Here is a 17,684-nt window from a genome sequence, read left to right on the forward strand (position 1 = left end):
AAATTACATTTAGCTAGGGTTGATTTTTTAGTTTTTTGTATCAATAAGTCTCATGACTCTATCCAGATAGGTGTTATTATTTTGGAGTTCTTGTTTTTCTTCTTTTACTACTTCTGGTTCATCAGTAATAATTGCAGCTGCAGGACTTTGAAGATACCTTCTAATGAGAGTTAAGTCGTTAATAGTCCATACATAAACTTCTTTATTTTGTGTGCGAGCTTGCTCTACTAATGAGTCGCGATAAGAAAAATCTTCAATAACGTAGAAATCAACTTTATTATTAGAAAATTTCCCAAGTTGTAGAGGAATTACATAACCAGTATTAAGTTCTGGGAACTTAGTTTCTAATTCTTCTATTATTTTAAGATTAAGCGACATATATTTGTATTCTTTTTCAATGCCTAGCTCTTTTATTTTATTAATAAAAATCTCAATATAATCACTTGGTTCTCCCCCATGAGGTTTTAATTCAATAAGAAGCTTTATATTAAGCTGCTTTGCACGTGTTACAAATTCTTCAAATGATGGGATTTTGCTTCTATGACCTCCTTGTTTAATAGGGAGACCTACAACTTCATTATAGTTCATATCTTGCACGCGTCTATTGATTCCAGCAAGACGTTTGAGATTGTAGTCATGCATAACAATAAATTTATTGTCTTTAGTCAAAAGAATATCTACCTCAACATAATCAACACCGGCATTAGCTGCAGCTTCGAGTGATTCGATAGAGTTTTCAACTCCTTTGGAAGTATAACCTCTATGAGATATAGTCTTTATATCTTTATTAATTCCATTTGTATAAATAATTGAACCATTATAAAAAGTAATACTAAGTACTAATGCTAGAGATAATGCAAGTGAACGTTTAGCCTTTTTCTTATTTTTCATAGGAGGATTTAGTATTTTTTCAAATATTATTTTTTTATCAATAAGTACGGTAATAAGGGCAGTAATGACCGTTATTTTTGATATAATACCAAAGAAAAAGATTATAGAACTAACGATAGTGAAAAATAAAGTTTGAATTATTAAATTATTTCCAGTAGGATCAATATAAAGAAAAATTGCAGTTGTAGCAAGTATAATTGTTATAACGATAACACTATAAATAAGTTCGAATAAGCCTAATGTTAGTAAAAATTTGAATTTTCCTTTTTGTGTAAATTTCCAACTTGTTTTAATACTAGCACCTATTTTTGTATCGCCTACAGCGGTAAGGGGTAAAGTAAATATAAGTCTTAAATTTATATAGGCAAAAAGAACAACAACTAAGCTCCAAATTATAAAGCCAGTGTTAGTTTTCGTTATTTCACCAGTAACAAATTTGGGAATATATAAATTTTTAGTAACTATTGATTTAACTCCGAAGTTTGCTGCAGGAATTGTTAAAATAAAGTAGCCAATAAAAAACAATATTTGAAATCCAACCAAGCTACGCATTTTTTCCCAAGCGTTAGAAATAATAGTTCTAAGAGAATAACTATTTTCTGTTAATTGACCATAGATAGTAAATGTCAAGGTAGAAAATTCTATAAACATAAGGAATGCTACGATTAAAATGAGTAGGAGTAAAATTATTAAACTGTATGGATTTCCTAGAATGCTAGCTATATTATTTTTGTCAAGATTGGTTTCGCCAGCTAAACTAAGAGAAAATTGGAAAACACGACCAACAAACCAAAGTCCGGCAAGCATAGCTAACTGTAATATCGTTGCAATAAAAATATAAGTGAAAATGTGTTTATAAATATTACTCCAAATTGCTTTAAAAAGATTTCTGATAGAAATATCCATTGTTTACTCCTTTCTACAGAAAATATCGCCAAGAATTAATATAATCAAAAAGATTATAGCAAAAATAAATACTATAATCAAAAAATTAATATAAAAACAAGGTAACGTTACTTTTTTCTGTTGACAAACTATTTAAAGTAATGTAAAATATAAAAAAGTAACGTTACCACTTATATTTTTATTATTTTAAAATTAAAGGTGTTTTTATAAAAAATTAAATTTAAAGGAGAAACAAAGTAATGGATTTAAAAAAAGTTGTTAATGAAGTTGTGGAACACAGCGGTGGTGTCGATAATATTCGTAGTGTTGTCCACTGTGCTACGCGTCTTCGTTTGGAATTAAACGATGAGAATAAATATGACAAAGATAAATTAGAAGATATTGAAGGAGTTAAAGGAGTATTTTTTAATAACGGACAACTTCAATTAATCTTTGGAAGTGGACTTGTTCAGCAAGTATATGCAGCTTATAACGAAGTATATAAAGGGGAAGCTTCAGATGAGTCTTCTACAAAAGATGAGACTAAGAGACCAAAAGGAAATCCACTTCAACGTTTTGTAAAAATGCTAAGTGATATCTTCGTACCAATTATTCCGGCAATCGTTGCTGGAGGGCTATTAATGGGTATCAACAACGTTCTTACAGCAAAAGATTTATTCTATACTGGAAAATCAGTTATTGAGGCGAATCCAAGTATCGCTGGCTTAGCTGATATGGTTAACGTGTTTGCCAATGCACCGTTCGTATTCTTACCAGTATTAATTGGATTCTCTGCTACTAAACGTTTTGGTGGTAATCCATATCTTGGGGCAGCTCTTGCAATGTTAATGGTTCACCCAGATGTAATGAACTTCTATGTATTTGGTAAATTAGATCCAGCTACTAACCAATTGTTAGCACCTGCTTTGGACATCGTTAATCAAAGTGGTCAAGCTGTAGATGGTCTGCAACGAGTAACATCTCTTGGATACTGGGATGTATTTGGATTTAAAATTGCTAAAGTAGGGTACCAAGGTACTGTTTTACCGATTTTAGCAGCGGCTTGGGTTCTTGCGACTATTGAAAAATTTTTACGTCGCGTTACTCCATCATGGTTAGATAACTTAACTACACCATTAGTATCGTTATTTGTAACAGGATTTGTAACATTCGCTTGGATGGGACCTGTACTTCGTGAAGCTGGTACTCTTCTTGGAGAAGGATTACAGTGGTTATACACTAATGGTGGATTTGTAGGAGCTGGTATTTTTGGTCTATTATATGCACCAATCGTTATTACTGGTCTTCACCAAAGCTTCGCAGCTATCGAAACTCAATTACTTGCAGCAACAGGTCTTACATTTATTTTCCCAATAGCATCTATGTCAAACGTAGCTCAAGGTGCAGCTGTTCTTGCAGTATTAGTATTCTCTAAAAATACAAAAATGAAATCAATTTCTTCAGCATCAGGTATTTCTGCATTACTAGGTATTACAGAACCTGCAATGTTTGGGGTTAACTTAAGACTTAAATATCCATTTTACGGAGCAATTGCAGGAAGTGCGGTCGGAAGTGCATGGATTGGTCTTAACAAAGTATTTGCATCAGCATTAGGTGCGGCAGGTATTCCAGGATTTATATCAATTCCTGCGAACCACTGGTCAACATTTGCGATTGGTTTAGTACTATCATTCATCGTAGCATTCTCAGTAACAGCATACTTCTTCAAAACTAAGAAGGAGTTAGTTAATGCTAGCTAATAACTGGAAACAAAATCTTCATTTAGAACCTAGACATGGTTGGTTAAATGATCCAAATGGTTTAGCTTACTTTAATGGGAAATATCATATTTTTCATCAATATTCATACGAAGTAAACGGTGGTTTAAAACATTGGTATTATTATACTAGCAGTGATTTAGTAAACTATGAAGACAAAGGTGTTTTCGTATCACCAACAATTGCGGAAGAAACGCATGGTGTTTACTCAGGAAGCGCCAATGTAGAAAACGGGAAATTAGTTTTCTACTATACAGGAAATGTGAAACATAAAGGAGATTATGACTACGTTCATGCTGGGCGTGGTCATAATACCATAACATTCTCAACAGAGGATGGAATCAACTTTACTGAGAAGAAATGTCTATTAACAACAGATGAGTATCCTAATATGTCAAATCATGTTAGAGATCCAAAAGTATTTGAAAAAAATGGAAAGAGTTACTTAGTTTTAGGTGCTCGTGATAAGAATGATTATGGTTGTCTAGTCGTGTATGATAAAGACACGCTCAATCACTATAAAACAATCTACTCTGAAAAAAATCTAGGTTTTATGTGGGAATGTCCAGATTATTTTGAAGTAGATGGTAAAGAAATATTTATATTCTCTCCACAAGGTATATCAAGAATGTACGCTAATTTCCAAAATATGTATCAAATAGTGTATTCGGTTGTTAAAGAAGGAATAGAGAATGTAGAAAAGATAAATAATTATAGTCTATTAGACTATGGTCATGATTTTTATGCGGCTCAAACTTTTATTGATGAAGATGGTGAACGTGTGCTAATCGGTTGGATGGCAGTGCCAGATAGTTGCTATACAAACCCAACTACGAACTTCGGTTACCAAAATTGTTTAACTATCCCACGTGTTGTAAATTATCGTGATGGGAAGTTATGCCAAACACTTCATAAGTCCGTTCAATCATTACTTGGAGAAGAGATAAAAACAAGTGAATTTAATGAAAAAACGTGGTACTATAAACAAGAAGATGGTGAAAGTTTTGAAATCATTGTAGATGATTTCAGACTAAGCTATTTAGAAGGTGAACTTAAAGTTGATTATGGCACAACTGGTTATGGTAGAGACAATAGAAAGTACAAATTAGATTTAGAAAATGTTGAAATAGTTTTTGATAGTTCATCAGTAGAACTATTTGCGAACGATGGTAGTTTTGTTATTTCTAATAGATTTTACCCAAATAATCACAGTGTTAAAATTTCAGCGAATAAGTTTGTTGCGAAAAAATTAGGAGTAATTAAAGTAAGAGAGGAGAACTAAAATGGCAGTTTTATGTATAGGAGAAATGCTAATAGATTTTATCGGAGAAGGTGTTGGAACAATTGACACAGTAAAATCATTTAAAAAAGAAGCAGGAGGATGTGTTGCTAATGTAGCTTGTGTTACACAAAAATTAGGACATAAAAGTTATTTGCTTACTTCATTAGGACAAGATGGTTTTGGAGATTTCCTAGAAAATACTTTGAAAAAAGAAGATGTAGATTGTAAATATGTGTCACGAAAAGGAGACAGTTTTACACCATTAGCATTTGTTTCTTTAGATGAAACTGGAGATCGTTCATTTAGTTTTTACTTTAAAGGTTCATCAGCACTTAGAATTAGTAAAGAAGATGTAGAAAAAGTAGATTTATCAGAGATTGAGGCTATTCACTTTGCAAGTATCGCTATTCAGGAAGAATCAAAAGAAAGTCATCACCTTCTTTTAAAAAAAGCAAAAGAAGCAGGGATTTTAATATCGTTTGATGTGAACTTACGATTTAATCTTTGGGATGACCACAAAATTTATTTAGAAACTATAAAAGAATTTCTACCATATGTAGATGTTATTAAAGTAGCGGATAATGAGCTTGAGTTTTTAACGGGGACAACAGATATTAATGTTGCTTTAGAAAAAGATTTTAAACACTTAAAAGTTGTTCTTTATACTAAAGGTGAGCATGGGGCAGAAGTTTACTACAAAGATAAAAAAGTAGTAACAACAACTCCTGACATAAAAGCAGTAGATACAACTGGAGCAGGAGATGCTTTTGCAGGCTCATTCTTATCTAAGTTATTAAATCAAAAAAATATTGATGATATATCAACAGAAGAACTAGCAGAGATGGCAGTATTTGCAACAAACTACGCAAGTCTTACAACTACAAAAACAGGAGCTATTTCTAGTTATCTTACAGAAGAAGAGTATAAAGCTTTAATATAATTTCTCATAAAAAGTAATTTTAGCAGGTCTAGAATTACTTTTTATTTTGTAGCAGAAAAAATTAAATGAGAGGATATTTATTTTTGGAAAGATGATTATTTTTTAAAAAATAGCCGTCAAAGTTTATTGAATAATAAATATAAAAATTTTATTATTTAATAGTTATATTTTAGAATATAATAAATATAAAAATAAAGTTAGAAAATAGCTTGAAGATGGTATAAATCTCTAAAAATAATTATTCAAATATTATATCTTTTATGCTATAATGCTGCTATATAAATTTTATGAAAAGGAGAAACAATTTAATGAAAGATTATTCTTTAAAAAATGATTTTTTAGGGGAGTTAATTGGTTCATACATTCTAGTGCTATTTGGTACTGGTGCAGTTGCAGCAGCTGTGCTTTACGATGCGCATCAAAGTTTATTCCAAATCGGTATGCTTTGGGCCTTTGCAGTAACATTTGGTATTTATATGACTCGTAACTTAAGTAATGCTCATTTTAATCCAGCGGTTAGTGTTGCTATGGTCTTAACTGGCAGAATGTCAGCTAAAAGACTTCCTACTTATATTTTAGGACAGTTTATCGGAGCCTTTTTAGGAGGGTTAACGGTTTATGGAGTTTATGGTTCTTCAATAGCTCAATATGAAGCGAAAAAAAATATTGTAAGAGGAACTTTCGAATCTGTTACAACAGCAAAAATGTTTGGTGAATATTACAACCAACCTGGAGGATATAGTTTATCTATGCCGCTTGCTATAGCAGTCGAAGCGTTAGGAACGTTTTTATTAGTACTTATTATTTTCTTATTTACTGAAGGTGCTAATGTTGGAAGACCTAATGATAATACTGCACCTATTTTAATCGGGTTAACAGTAGGTTCATTATTATGTCTATTAGCATCAATTACACAAGCTGGAATGAATCCAACGCGTGACTTTGCACCACGTCTAGTTGCGTGGATGTTTGGTTGGGATGAAGCAGCATTCCCAGATAGTAGTGGAGGTTTCTTCTGGGTTTATATACTTGCACCTATTGTAGGTGGAATACTTGCTGGATATTTCTTTACATTAGTATTAGAACCAGCTATGAAAAAACAAAAAGAATTAACTAAATAATATAATTTAAAAGAATAAGGAGAATTTGTTATGGCAAAGAAAACAGATTTAGTATTAGTCGGTGGATTTTTAGGAGCAGGGAAAACTAGCTTGCTTTTTGAAATGGCAAAAAGATTAAACAAACAAGGGAAAAAAGTTGGATTAATTACGAATGACCAAGCTAGCGAGCTTGTAGATACATCATTTTTAGAAACTAATGACGATATTGTAGAAGAAGTAAGTGGAAGCTGCTTCTGCTGTAACTTTAACGGTTTTGCAGATGCTATTAAACATCTTCAAGAACAAAATAATAGTGATATAATTTTTGCTGAGCCGGTAGGTAGCTGTACTGACCTTTCAGCGACAATTATGCAACCAGTAAAAGAAAAATACAGTGACAGCTTAAATCTAAAACAACTTACAGTATTAGCTGATCCAACAAGATTAAAAGCGGTTCTTAAAGATCATTCAAATCCTGGAGATTATATTATTTATAAACAATTTGAAGAAGCTGATGTAATCTTAATCAATAAAGTTGAATTATTATCTGAAAAAGAATTAGCGGAATTAGTAGAAGCTACTAAGAAAGAATTTAACAATGAAAATGTACTAACTACTAGTGTGAAAACTGGAGAAGGTCTAGATGAATGGTTTAACCAAATTATCACTAGTGAAAAAGAAGTTGGTCGCAAAATTGTAGAAGTTGACTATGATACTTATGCAGATGGTGAAGCATTATTCGGTTGGTTAAATGGAACTTATAGTGTAGAAAAAGAACAAAATTTTGAAGAACTTGCTACTGCATTTTTAGCTAACTTAGCTCAAAGATTTGATTCTGAAAACTTAAACGTAGGGCACGTTAAATTCTTATTACAAGGGGAAAATATTGGTTTAGTTGGAAATATTGTAGGGAAAAAAGAAACAGCCGCATTAAGAAAATTAAATGATGGAGAGGATGGAGTATTCTTAACTGTAAATGCTCGTGTAGAAGTACACCCAGATAACCTTACTGCAATTATTAAAGAAGAAATTGATAGAGTATTTAAAGAAGTTGGGTACAAAGAAGAAAAATTAAATGCTTTAATTCCAGGAAGACCAAATCCAACATTTAGATATAGAGAAATTGTAAAACTATAATTTTAGTAAAAATTATTAATCTATGATAAAATAAATATGAACTTAGTTGCTTGAGTTGTAAAATTCAAGCAACTAAATTTTTAGAAAAGTTATGAAAGGAGAGAGTAGGATGTCACAAAATAATATTAAAATAAGAGTTTCTGTAGGGAAATTTTATGATGACATATCAAAAAATAAAAAGAAAACAAAAGTAGACTCTAAAGCACTTAGTATGTCATTAGGTTATGATGAAGATATTATCAACGAATTTTCTGATGAGATTAATATGGGGCTTTCTTGTGGGAATCCAATTAACCACTTAAAAATTAAAGAAGGACAAACTCTAATTGATTTAGGTTGTGGTGCAGGTATGGATATTTTCGTTACAAAGATGAAAAATCCAAAAGTCGGAATGCTTTATGGTTTAGATAGATTAGATTCTATGTTGGAAAAAGCTCGTAAAGTAGTAGAAAGCAAGAACTTTGATAATATAGAATTTATTAAGGGTGAACTAATCGATATTCCTTTAGAGGACAAATCGGTGGATAGAGTTATTAGTAACTGTGTTATTAACCTTGAACCAGATAAACAACAAGTTTACAATGAAATCTATCGTATATTAAAAGATGATGGTATGTTTGTTATTTCTGATATAATTTTAAAACAAAGCTTACCAGAAAAGTGGAAAAATTCTGAAAAACTATATTGTACTTGAGTGGCTGGGGCTCTTCTGGAAGAAGAGATGGTTGATATTATAAAAAAAGCAGGCTTTACAAAATTCCAGATTATTAATTCAGATGTTACAGAAGAATATGCTGAAAAATGGGGTTATGGTAAGGGAATGAAAGACTATATACAAAGCGGGTTATTAATAGGTAGAAAATAATATAAAGCAGTATCTAAATAATAAACCAACTTTTAAAATTTTTATAAGCAATATAAATTAGATAATGTCAAAAATAAAAGTAGCTAAAGTCTATGTTTAAACTAGATTTTAGTTACTTTTTATATAATTAATGATGAAATGAACTAAAGCAAGGAGTGTTGAGAAATGAGACTATTACTAGCAGAAGATGAAAGAGACTTAGCTGATGCGCTAGAGGCGATGCTAAAGCATAATAATTATTCGGTAGATACAGTTGATAATGGTCAGGATGCATTAGATTATCTGATGCTTGATGACTATGATGGAGCTATATTGGATGTTATGATGCCGAAGATGGATGGAGTAACAGTAGTTAAAAAATTGAGAGAAAATAAAAAAAATACACCTGTACTACTATTAACGGCGAAATCAGAAGTAGAAGATAAAGTATATGGTCTTGACAGCGGGGCTGACGATTATTTAACAAAACCATTTGTTATTAAAGAATTACTAGCACGTGTAAGATCTATGACAAGAAGACAGGCAACATTTACGAGTAATGTTCTTGAATTAGGAAATGTTAGTTTGAGTAAATATACTTTTGAGTTGTCTACTGATAAAGATAAAGTAAGACTATCAAATAAAGAATATCAAATGATGGAAATGCTAATGCGTAATCCAGGGAATGTTATTCAAACAGAACAATTCCTAGAAAGAATTTGGGGTTATGACAGTGATTCAGAGATTAATGTAGTTTGGGTTAACATTTCTTACTTAAGAAAAAAACTGAAAGCATTAGATGCTAATATTCAAATTAAAGCAACTAGAAATGTTGGATATACATTGGAGATAGTCGATGTTCAAGAGTCTTAGAAGAAAATTTGTTGCTTCGGCAGTAGTTAGTGTTGCAGTAGTTATAACCTTAATGGCAGTAACTCTAAATTTTATTAACTATTGTAAGTTGGAGCAACGAATAGATGAAACACTACATGAAACGGCAAAATCACAAACATTAGTTGCCCTGTTCAAAGAAGGTGCAGAAAATGATTTAGTGATAACTAAAAATACATCTAGTGCTACTGATTCAACAGGTTTTTCTGTAGCGAAAGTAAATTCTGAAGGGAAGATCGAAAAATCTTATCGAGATGATGCTTTGATTTCGTCGCAGAAAGATTTGCAAAGTTATATTGATAAAATATATACTAATGGACAAGAGAGTGGTTTTATAGGAAGTTATCGATATTTAAAAACAGAAACTAAGACTGGAAATGTTATATTGTTTTTAAATTGTCAAAGAGACTTAGAGTCTTATTATTCATTTGTTAGAAATACAATAATCATATCTTCTATAGTTATCTTATCTGTACTTATAATTATTGTAATGGTATCAAAAAAAGTAATAGCGCCAATCCAACAGAGTTATGTAAAGCAAAAACAATTTATTACGGATGCTAGTCATGAATTAAAAACACCATTAGCTATTATTAGTTCCAATACCGATGTATTAGAACTTGAACATGGTAATTCGAAGTGGACAAAAAATATCCAAAATCAAGTAGAACGTCTAACTAGTCTTGTTAATAGCTTAGTTGCTTTTAGTAGAATGGAAGAAAAAGATACAGTAGAAAGAGTGAAGTTCGACTTGACAAGTACGTTAAAATCTCGCATAAATGATTTTAATGAATTAGCTAATTTCCAAAAGAAATTCATTGCTACAGATATTGACAGTAATCTTTATTATAACGGAGATCAACAAGCAATAATTCAACTAATGGATATTTTATTGGAAAATGCGATAAAATATGCACCGCAAAATAGTGATATAAATATTAGTCTTAAAAAAAATCGCCGCTATGCAACTATGAAAATTTCAAATAAAGCTAATGTAAAAAAAGGAGATTTACGAAAAGTATTCGATAGATTTTATCGTTTAGATGAATCAAGAAATAGCCACGTTAAAGGATACGGTATTGGTTTATCTATGGCTCAAGTAATTGCTGAAAAACATAAAGAAGTAATAAAAGCGTATGCTCCTAAAGATGGAATTTTCAGTATAGAAACGCGTTTTACGCTAGATGAGAAGAAGTAGCTAGCGAAGGAATAGTACGAGATTAATTAAAAATTTATAAAAAAAGACAAACTTATGATATAATAGTGACAAGATAAATTTTATCTTGTCTTTATTATAAAATTAGGAGGATTTATTATGAGACCATTTAATAGAACTGTGGAAAAAGTTTTAGCATGGGTTGCTAACGTATTGTTAGTAATTTTAACTGGATATTTAACTTATGGCGCGTTTTTCCAATTGGATTTAGTAAAAAATAATCCAGAGTTAATTAATCAAGTAAAAGAAATTCTTGCTAGAGATCCGCAAGTAGCGATTTATTCGCCAGAACAATTTATTAATTTAATCGTAGTAGCACTTAAAGTCTATGCTGTTATTTATATTATTTTGGCAATATTAGCTATTTTAGCAACATTACTAATGCGTAAACGTATTTTATCGGGAATATTTTTCTTATTAGTAGCGATTGCTGTAGGGGTAACTACTATGGGAATATTATTACCTGTGTACTTACTGCATTTTATCGTCGCAATTATGTTATTTGTTAGAAAAGAACCAACAGCAGAGTTTCCAGAACAACAGGAACAACAAGAAACAATAAGTTATCTATAAAATTATTTATAAAATGAGGTTAATTAAGTAGTAAAAATTAATTAACTTCATTTTTCTTTTAAATAATTTATGTGAAAGCAAGGTGAGAAGATTTTATAAATTTTCATAATGTGGTATAATTGTAACAGACAATTTGCAAAGGATATGCTATGGAAAGATATACTTATAATAAAGAGTTAATAGAAAAATTGAATATAAAATACTTTATTGAAAAGTATAATTTAAACAATGAGAAGTATAATTTGGCAATTTTTTATGCGCTCAGCTCTGTTTATGAGCATCATTGTAGAGTAGAGCAAAAGATACCTACTAAAAATCTTCTTTTTGGTGATTATTATAGCTTTGTCTATTATAGTTTGTTAAAGTATGATTTGGATAAATTAATATTATTAACAGATGTGATGAAAACAGGCTACCTAGGATTGACAAAATTAACTATGGATATAAACTCTTTTAATAGAACTATTATAAGTCAATGGTTTGATTTTTATAACTTAACTTTTGATGAAAAAGATAGCCAAGCTCTTACAAGTTTGTGATGGTGAAAAAAATGTTAAAACAATATGATACTTTAGTACAAGAGGTACTAGAAGATATTTTCGAAATCACTCGCAGTGATGATAAGAAACTAAATACAATAATTAAGGAATATTTTTTAAATGGTGGTAAGCGAGTACGTGTATTATTACTTTTGATATGTGCAAATCTAGGTGATTTTGAAAAAAATAAAAAAAATATTATAAGAATAGCAAGTATAGTTGAGATTATTCATACAGCTAGTCTTATACATGATGATATTATTGATAAAGCGAAAACTCGTCGTGGACAGACAACTATGAGTAGGGCTTATGGAGAAGAATATGCTCTTTACGTAGGTGATTATCTATTTGCAACAGTGCTAAGAGAGATTGCAGAATTTAAGGATGAAAGACTGCATATGTATTTATCTAATACTTTGAAAGAGCTTTGTATAGGAGAAATTATTCAAGAAGAAGGGTTATATAATATAAGAACAAGAAGAATAGATTACTTGAAGAAGATAAAAAGGAAAACAGCTATTCTTATTGCTTTTGCCACAAGTGCAGGTAGTATAGTTTCTTGTGCATCTAATGAAAATATTCAACGTAGTTATGCTTTTGGTTATTATTTAGGTATGAGCTATCAGATAATTGATGATTATTTAGATTTTGCTGGAGGAAGTGAAACTTTAGGTAAAGAAATAGGTCAAGATTTAATAAACGGAAATATAACTTTACCAGCAATTATCGCAAGAGAACATAACTCAGCTTTGTTTAAGAATTTTTCGAAAGATTCTAGTTTAGAAGAAAAACAAAATATAATTAAATTTATAAAAAATACTGGAAGTATTTTGAATGAAACTTTAGAGATAAGTCAACGTTATTTAGAAAAAGCATTGCTTAATATAGAAAATTTAGGAAATGACAATGTAAAAGAAGAATTAGTATTCGTTATGGATAAGCTAGCAAGGAGAGAAAATTAAATGGATATTGAACAATTTTTAGAAGAATTAAAAGAGATAGACTTTAGTGTCTTAGATAGAGAACAACAGGAAAATTTTCGTTCTATCTTATTTGACAATGGATTATTTGAAGAGTGCTTGGAGCTGTCTAAAATAATTTATGAACAAAATAAAGAAGATGATGATGCAATAGAAGGGTATGTACATAATTTACAATATTTAGATAGAAAAGATGATGCCTTAGTTGTACTGTATAACGCCCCTAAAACACCATCTATTTTATACCAAGAAGGGCTAATCTATATGGAAGATGGATTGTATGAGATTGCGGAAGAAAAATTTCTTCAAGCTCGTCGCGGAACAGATTTCGATGAAGCAATTCGCGCTATCGATAAGGAACTTGTTGCAATTTATTTAACAATAGGTCAAGAAGAAAAGGCAAAAGATTTAAGTGAAAGAATTTTCCATGAAGAACAGACGCTAGAAAACTTCAAAATAGCTTTTGACAATTTATTTGCTTTAGGACGTTTTGATGATGCTATTGAATTTTATAATCAACATGGTAAAGGTTATGAAGATGCTGGTATATTGTTCTCATTAGCCTTTGCGTATAATCAAATACAAAATTTAGAAAAATCGAAAATGCATTTATTAAAAACTATTGCACTAGATGCTGATTTTACGGAAGCTTATTTACACCTAGGGCATATGTCAAAAGGTGAGGAAGCAAAAAATTATCTTGAGAAATATTTAGAGCTTCAAGGAGTGGCTATGAGTGCCTACTTACATCTTATTTCTCTTTATAAAGATGACCAAGAGTATGATAAAATTCGCGTTATGATGCAAAATATTTTAACAACTCTAGGTCTTTCAGAAGAAACATTGTTTATTACAATAAATGCACTAAAAGCATTGTATGAGTATGACAAAATTTATGAACTATACAATGAGCATTCATTAATTAAAGATGATCCTATTCTTTTAGGTGCAGTGTTGAATGCATTATCTGAGGAAGAAGATTACATTGATTTTGTTGAAGAAGAGGTTGTAACTTACTTTAATGTTCTTCATGACGAACCTACATATTTGGAGACGCTAAGAAATGTCTATGACTTAACATCTAGTAAGAGAGTGTTAGAGATAATTCAACACTTTGAACACCATCATGGACCTCACGGACATAGTCACTAAAATTTAAATCATAAAAAAGGAGGTAGGTATATTGAATTACAGTTTTAAAGATATTCATTCGAGAGCTCGTGTGGCAATAGAAACAGATAAGTATGTAGTATACCGAACATTAAAATCAAAACTGTATTTTAGTGGAAATTACCTACTTATGAAAAAAACACCAGAGACAATAGAAGAATTAGATTACTACATTTCTGCGTGTAGAAATTTTTTTAGAGATAAAGGTGTAAATTTTATTCATTTGGCCTCTCAAGAGAATATAGCACTCTCTAAAAAGTTGAAAAAACACTTAAAAAAAGAGAATTATACAGAGATAAACTTAGATTTGTATTATTTAGATACTGATAATTTTGTAGAACAAGAAGATAGCGGTTATGATATAAGTTATTTAACAAAAAAAGATCTGAATAATTATTTGGAGTTCCAATATAAAATAGACTTGGAATCTAGTGATGAGGAGTGGGCAGAACATAATCAAGATCTTCTTTATGAAGATATTAGATCTGATAATATAAAACAATTAATAGCCAAAGATGGAGATAAAATTATTGGGACAGCGAATATTATCGTAAAGGCTGACTTTTTCGAAATAGACAATCTATATGTATCACATGAATACAGGCGAAAAGGAGTTGCTATGCATCTGATTAATTTTGCTGTAAAAAATGAACAGAAAAAAAATGTTTTATTAGTTGCTGATGCTAATGATACTCCAAAATATATGTATGAAAAAATTGGATTTAAGAAAATTTCTGAACAAGATTTTTATTTAAAAACAAAACTTTAGATAAATTAAACAGAAAAGAGAAATTTGCTCTTTTCTGTTTTCAATTTATAAAGTTATATATTATTAATGCTAAATATATTGATGAATTGGAAGATGTGTAGTAAACTAAATATGTAAATGGGCTTTAGAAGGATGTGAATAAGAAGTTGAAAAGATTAATGAAAAGAATATTAAAGTTTTTTATTGAATCACTAGCAGTGGTTTTAATTATTTATGGAGTTTTTTCAGCAGGTGGATATTTAAAAGCGAAAAAAGATGCGAAAAATCAAGAAACAACACAGCAGGCAGAAAATAACCAGAATAAAGAACAAAAACCAGAAGAGAAGAAAAAGTTAGACACAATTGAGTTAAATAAGGCGATGAAGAATATTATATCTCAATATAAAGCAAATAATGAGATAGGAATAGTTTATAAAAACTTTTCGACGGGATATAGGTTTTCAGAAGATGATGAACGTTATTTTGCAGCAGCAAGTACTATTAAGGTAGTCTATGCGATGAAAATATATGATCGAATAAATGCAGGAGAAATACGCAAAGATGATGATATTAAATACGATCCTAAATATTTAGAAGAGGGAGCTGGAGAAATAACTAATCAAGAGAAGAAAGATAGTTACAAACTTGATTATGTTATTCAAAATATGATTCAATATTCAGATAACACTGCAACTAAGATGTTAATAGGAAATACTGCGACTGCGACAGATGTCCTTGTTAAGTATTTTGCAACATTAGGTATAACTTTACCTCCGACAGAGGCTGAGAAAAATAGAATAACTCCAAAAATGATGGAAGCAGTATGGACAAAATTATATAATGAAAGAGATAAATATCAAGATTTAATAAAATACCTAGAAGCGTCTAGTGATAACGAATGGATAAAACAAGGGATTCCAAATAAAAAAATTGCTAGTAAATACGGTGGAATAGATGCTAATATGCACGATACAGCTATTATCTTTGGTAACCAAGATTACATGTTGTTAATATACACAAATGATCTTAAAAATTCTGCTAAAGGCATTATTGATATCTCAAGAGAAATAAATCAGTTAACAGAAAATAATATGTAAAACTTAAGAAGGATAATTAGTAGTTGTTTTTAATATTGCTAATTATTCTTCTTATTTGATGTGTTTATAATGTACTTGAAGAAATAAATATGTTATAATTGTTTGGTTACAGAAAAAATGGTAAAACAACTAGATAGAAGGAGAACCAAATGACAACATTTGAAGAATTAGGAGTTAGCAGCAAGATAGTAGAATCGCTAACTAACATGAACTTTGTATCTCCTACTGGTATCCAAACAGAAACAATTCCATATGTACTATCAGGAATTGATATATTAGCCCAAGCCCAAACAGGTTCAGGAAAAACAGGAGCATTTGGGATACCAATAGTAGATACAGTAAGAAAAACAGAGGAACTACAATCATTGATTTTGGCACCAACGAGAGAATTAGCTCAACAGGTAGGAGAGCAACTTCGTTTAATGTCACGTGTCAAAGGACTTAAGGTTAGTATAATCTTTGGTGGGACAAGTATTGAAAGACAAATACAAGATTTGAAAAAACGTCCTCAAATAATAGTAGGAACTCCTGGTAGAGTAATAGACCATATTAATAGAAAAACTATAAGATTAGAAACATTAACTCATTTAGTATTAGATGAAGCAGACGAAATGCTAAATATGGGATTCATCGAAGATGTTAGATTTATTTTATCAAAAATAACATCTCGTCATCAAACACTACTGTTCTCAGCAACAATGCCGAAAACTATTATGGAACTTTCAAAAGACTTTATGAAAGATTATAAACTAGTTAAAACGATGAGTGATGAGGATCTTAATCCGGATATCACTGAGTTTGCAACAATAGCAAGAGAGAATGAAAAATTAGAAACATTAATAGGATTTTTAGATGTGCAAAATCCTAATTTGGCGATAGTTTTTGGGCGTACTAAGCGTCGTGTTGATGAGTTATCTAGTGCATTAATCGCAAAAGGATATTTGGCTGAGGGCTTACATGGAGATATAACGCAGTCAAAACGTTTAGAAATTCTTCGTAAGTTTAAAAATAACTCATTGCAAATATTAGTTGCGACTGATGTTGCAGCTAGGGGAATAGACATTAGTGATGTGACTCACGTTTATAATTTTGATATCCCTCAAGATACAGAGAGTTATACACATAGAATTGGTCGTACAGGACGTGCGGGGAAATCAGGAGTAGCTGTGACATTCTTAAATCCAATAGAAATGCCATATTTAAAAGATATAGAAGCTTCTCGTGGCGAAAGAATGAAAATGTTGCGACCTTATACTAGTGAAGAAGTAAAAAAAGCGCGCTACAACAGAATGTTTGAAGAAGTAGTTTCAGAACTAGATAATAATCATGTGGAATTTAATAGTTTAGCAAATAAATTAATGGCAGAAGCTAATGCTGAAAAAATTATTACGGTGCTTTTAAGCAAATTGATTAATGATAAAAAAGAAGTAGATGTCGAATTATCATTTGAAAAACCTCTTCCTCGCAAACAAGAAAAATCTCGTAGAAGTGGGCGCTCAAATGACAGAAAAAGAAGAGATAGTCGCGATAGAAAACCTCGTAACGAACGTCGTAGTACAGATAAAAAATTCTTCGACAAAAAAGGTAGAAGAATGCAGAACAAGTAATAAAAA

At 30.6% G+C, this 17,684-nt stretch carries 17 protein-coding genes; 16 read left to right on the forward strand and 1 reads right to left on the reverse strand.

Translation table 11 applies throughout. The features are described from left to right. Nucleotides 1-27: 27 nt before the first annotated feature. A complete protein-coding gene (locus DQN46_RS01635; protein WP_111742770.1) occupies nt 28-1,797 on the reverse strand; it encodes a glycerophosphoryl diester phosphodiesterase membrane domain-containing protein in 1,770 nt (589 codons plus the stop codon). 239 nt (nt 1,798-2,036) lie between these two features. Here DQN46_RS01635 and DQN46_RS01640 point away from each other — a divergent pair, with 239 nt between their 5' ends. The 16 genes from DQN46_RS01640 (at nt 2,037) to DQN46_RS01715 (ending at nt 17,678) form a co-directional block, all read left to right on the forward strand. Further along, nucleotides 2,037-3,536 (forward strand): sucrose-specific PTS transporter subunit IIBC, encoded by a 1,500-nt coding sequence (locus DQN46_RS01640; protein ID WP_111742771.1) that lies wholly within the window; start codon nt 2,037-2,039, stop codon nt 3,534-3,536. Beyond that, the gene (locus DQN46_RS01645; protein ID WP_111742772.1) at nt 3,526-4,836 is read left to right on the forward strand and encodes a glycoside hydrolase family 32 protein; all 1,311 of its coding nucleotides are present in this window, start codon (nt 3,526-3,528) and stop codon (nt 4,834-4,836) included. Before DQN46_RS01640 ends, DQN46_RS01645 begins: the two co-directional genes overlap by 11 nt. A 1-nt stretch (nt 4,837) precedes the next feature. Continuing rightward, complete coding sequence (locus DQN46_RS01650) at nt 4,838-5,776, forward strand: carbohydrate kinase family protein (protein ID WP_111742773.1); 939 nt, start codon at nt 4,838-4,840, stop codon at nt 5,774-5,776. A 308-nt stretch (nt 5,777-6,084) separates the two neighbouring features. After that, a complete protein-coding gene (locus DQN46_RS01655; protein WP_111742774.1) occupies nt 6,085-6,897 on the forward strand; it encodes an MIP/aquaporin family protein in 813 nt (270 codons plus the stop codon). Between the two features lie 30 nt (nt 6,898-6,927). After that, a complete protein-coding gene (locus DQN46_RS01660) occupies nt 6,928-8,013 on the forward strand; it encodes a GTP-binding protein (RefSeq protein ID WP_111742775.1) in 1,086 nt (361 codons plus the stop codon). A 109-nt stretch (nt 8,014-8,122) separates the two neighbouring features. Continuing rightward, on the forward strand, nt 8,123-8,707 hold the full coding sequence (locus DQN46_RS01665; RefSeq protein WP_111742776.1) for a methyltransferase domain-containing protein: 585 nt from the start codon (nt 8,123-8,125) through the stop codon (nt 8,705-8,707). Nucleotides 8,708-8,734: 27 nt separating this feature from the next. Continuing rightward, on the forward strand, nt 8,735-8,878 hold the full coding sequence (locus tag DQN46_RS01670) for a hypothetical protein (RefSeq protein ID WP_040461731.1): 144 nt from the start codon (nt 8,735-8,737) through the stop codon (nt 8,876-8,878). Between the two features lie 165 nt (nt 8,879-9,043). After that, entirely contained in the window at nt 9,044-9,730 is a 687-nt protein-coding gene (locus DQN46_RS01675; protein WP_004633111.1) for a response regulator transcription factor, read from the forward strand. Then, nucleotides 9,714-10,946, forward strand: a complete 1,233-nt coding sequence (locus DQN46_RS01680) for a sensor histidine kinase (protein WP_111742777.1) — start codon at nt 9,714-9,716, stop codon at nt 10,944-10,946. Before DQN46_RS01675 ends, DQN46_RS01680 begins: the two co-directional genes overlap by 17 nt. A 117-nt stretch (nt 10,947-11,063) precedes the next feature. After that, nucleotides 11,064-11,537 (forward strand): DUF4064 domain-containing protein, encoded by a 474-nt coding sequence (locus DQN46_RS01685; protein ID WP_111742778.1) that lies wholly within the window; start codon nt 11,064-11,066, stop codon nt 11,535-11,537. A gap of 149 nt (nt 11,538-11,686) precedes the next feature. Continuing rightward, on the forward strand, nt 11,687-12,076 hold the full coding sequence (locus DQN46_RS01690; protein ID WP_111742779.1) for a hypothetical protein: 390 nt from the start codon (nt 11,687-11,689) through the stop codon (nt 12,074-12,076). Nucleotides 12,077-12,087: 11 nt separating this feature from the next. Continuing rightward, on the forward strand, nt 12,088-13,038 hold the full coding sequence (locus DQN46_RS01695) for a polyprenyl synthetase family protein (RefSeq protein ID WP_170120624.1): 951 nt from the start codon (nt 12,088-12,090) through the stop codon (nt 13,036-13,038). Beyond that, nucleotides 13,039-14,208 (forward strand): tetratricopeptide repeat protein, encoded by a 1,170-nt coding sequence (locus tag DQN46_RS01700; RefSeq protein ID WP_111742781.1) that lies wholly within the window; start codon nt 13,039-13,041, stop codon nt 14,206-14,208. A gap of 31 nt (nt 14,209-14,239) precedes the next feature. After that, on the forward strand, nt 14,240-14,995 hold the full coding sequence (locus DQN46_RS01705) for a GNAT family N-acetyltransferase (RefSeq protein ID WP_111742782.1): 756 nt from the start codon (nt 14,240-14,242) through the stop codon (nt 14,993-14,995). 158 nt (nt 14,996-15,153) lie between these two features. Beyond that, complete coding sequence (locus DQN46_RS01710) at nt 15,154-16,071, forward strand: serine hydrolase (protein WP_111742783.1); 918 nt, start codon at nt 15,154-15,156, stop codon at nt 16,069-16,071. A gap of 149 nt (nt 16,072-16,220) precedes the next feature. After that, entirely contained in the window at nt 16,221-17,678 is a 1,458-nt protein-coding gene (locus DQN46_RS01715; RefSeq protein WP_111742784.1) for a DEAD/DEAH box helicase, read from the forward strand. The last annotated feature ends 6 nt before the right edge of the window (nt 17,679-17,684 follow it).

The organism is Gemella morbillorum (assembly GCF_900476045.1).
GTDB lineage: Bacteria > Bacillota > Bacilli > Staphylococcales > Gemellaceae > Gemella > Gemella morbillorum.

Bases quoted from the DNA above. Each gene is read 5' to 3' on its own strand.
- DQN46_RS01635 (WP_111742770.1), bottom strand. From the start codon at position 1,797: ATGGATATTTCTATCAGAAATCTTTTTAAAGCAATTTGGAGTAATATT.
- DQN46_RS01640 (WP_111742771.1), top strand. From the start codon at position 2,037: ATGGATTTAAAAAAAGTTGTTAATGAAGTTGTGGAACACAGCGGTGGT.
- DQN46_RS01645 (WP_111742772.1), top strand. From the start codon at position 3,526: ATGCTAGCTAATAACTGGAAACAAAATCTTCATTTAGAACCTAGACAT.
- DQN46_RS01650 (WP_111742773.1), top strand. From the start codon at position 4,838: ATGGCAGTTTTATGTATAGGAGAAATGCTAATAGATTTTATCGGAGAA.
- DQN46_RS01655 (WP_111742774.1), top strand. From the start codon at position 6,085: ATGAAAGATTATTCTTTAAAAAATGATTTTTTAGGGGAGTTAATTGGT.
- DQN46_RS01660 (WP_111742775.1), top strand. From the start codon at position 6,928: ATGGCAAAGAAAACAGATTTAGTATTAGTCGGTGGATTTTTAGGAGCA.
- DQN46_RS01665 (WP_111742776.1), top strand. From the start codon at position 8,123: ATGTCACAAAATAATATTAAAATAAGAGTTTCTGTAGGGAAATTTTAT.
- DQN46_RS01670 (WP_040461731.1), top strand. From the start codon at position 8,735: ATGGTTGATATTATAAAAAAAGCAGGCTTTACAAAATTCCAGATTATT.
- DQN46_RS01675 (WP_004633111.1), top strand. From the start codon at position 9,044: ATGAGACTATTACTAGCAGAAGATGAAAGAGACTTAGCTGATGCGCTA.
- DQN46_RS01680 (WP_111742777.1), top strand. From the start codon at position 9,714: ATGTTCAAGAGTCTTAGAAGAAAATTTGTTGCTTCGGCAGTAGTTAGT.
- DQN46_RS01685 (WP_111742778.1), top strand. From the start codon at position 11,064: ATGAGACCATTTAATAGAACTGTGGAAAAAGTTTTAGCATGGGTTGCT.
- DQN46_RS01690 (WP_111742779.1), top strand. From the start codon at position 11,687: ATGGAAAGATATACTTATAATAAAGAGTTAATAGAAAAATTGAATATA.
- DQN46_RS01695 (WP_170120624.1), top strand. From the start codon at position 12,088: ATGTTAAAACAATATGATACTTTAGTACAAGAGGTACTAGAAGATATT.
- DQN46_RS01700 (WP_111742781.1), top strand. From the start codon at position 13,039: ATGGATATTGAACAATTTTTAGAAGAATTAAAAGAGATAGACTTTAGT.
- DQN46_RS01710 (WP_111742783.1), top strand. From the start codon at position 15,154: ATGAAAAGAATATTAAAGTTTTTTATTGAATCACTAGCAGTGGTTTTA.
- DQN46_RS01715 (WP_111742784.1), top strand. From the start codon at position 16,221: ATGACAACATTTGAAGAATTAGGAGTTAGCAGCAAGATAGTAGAATCG.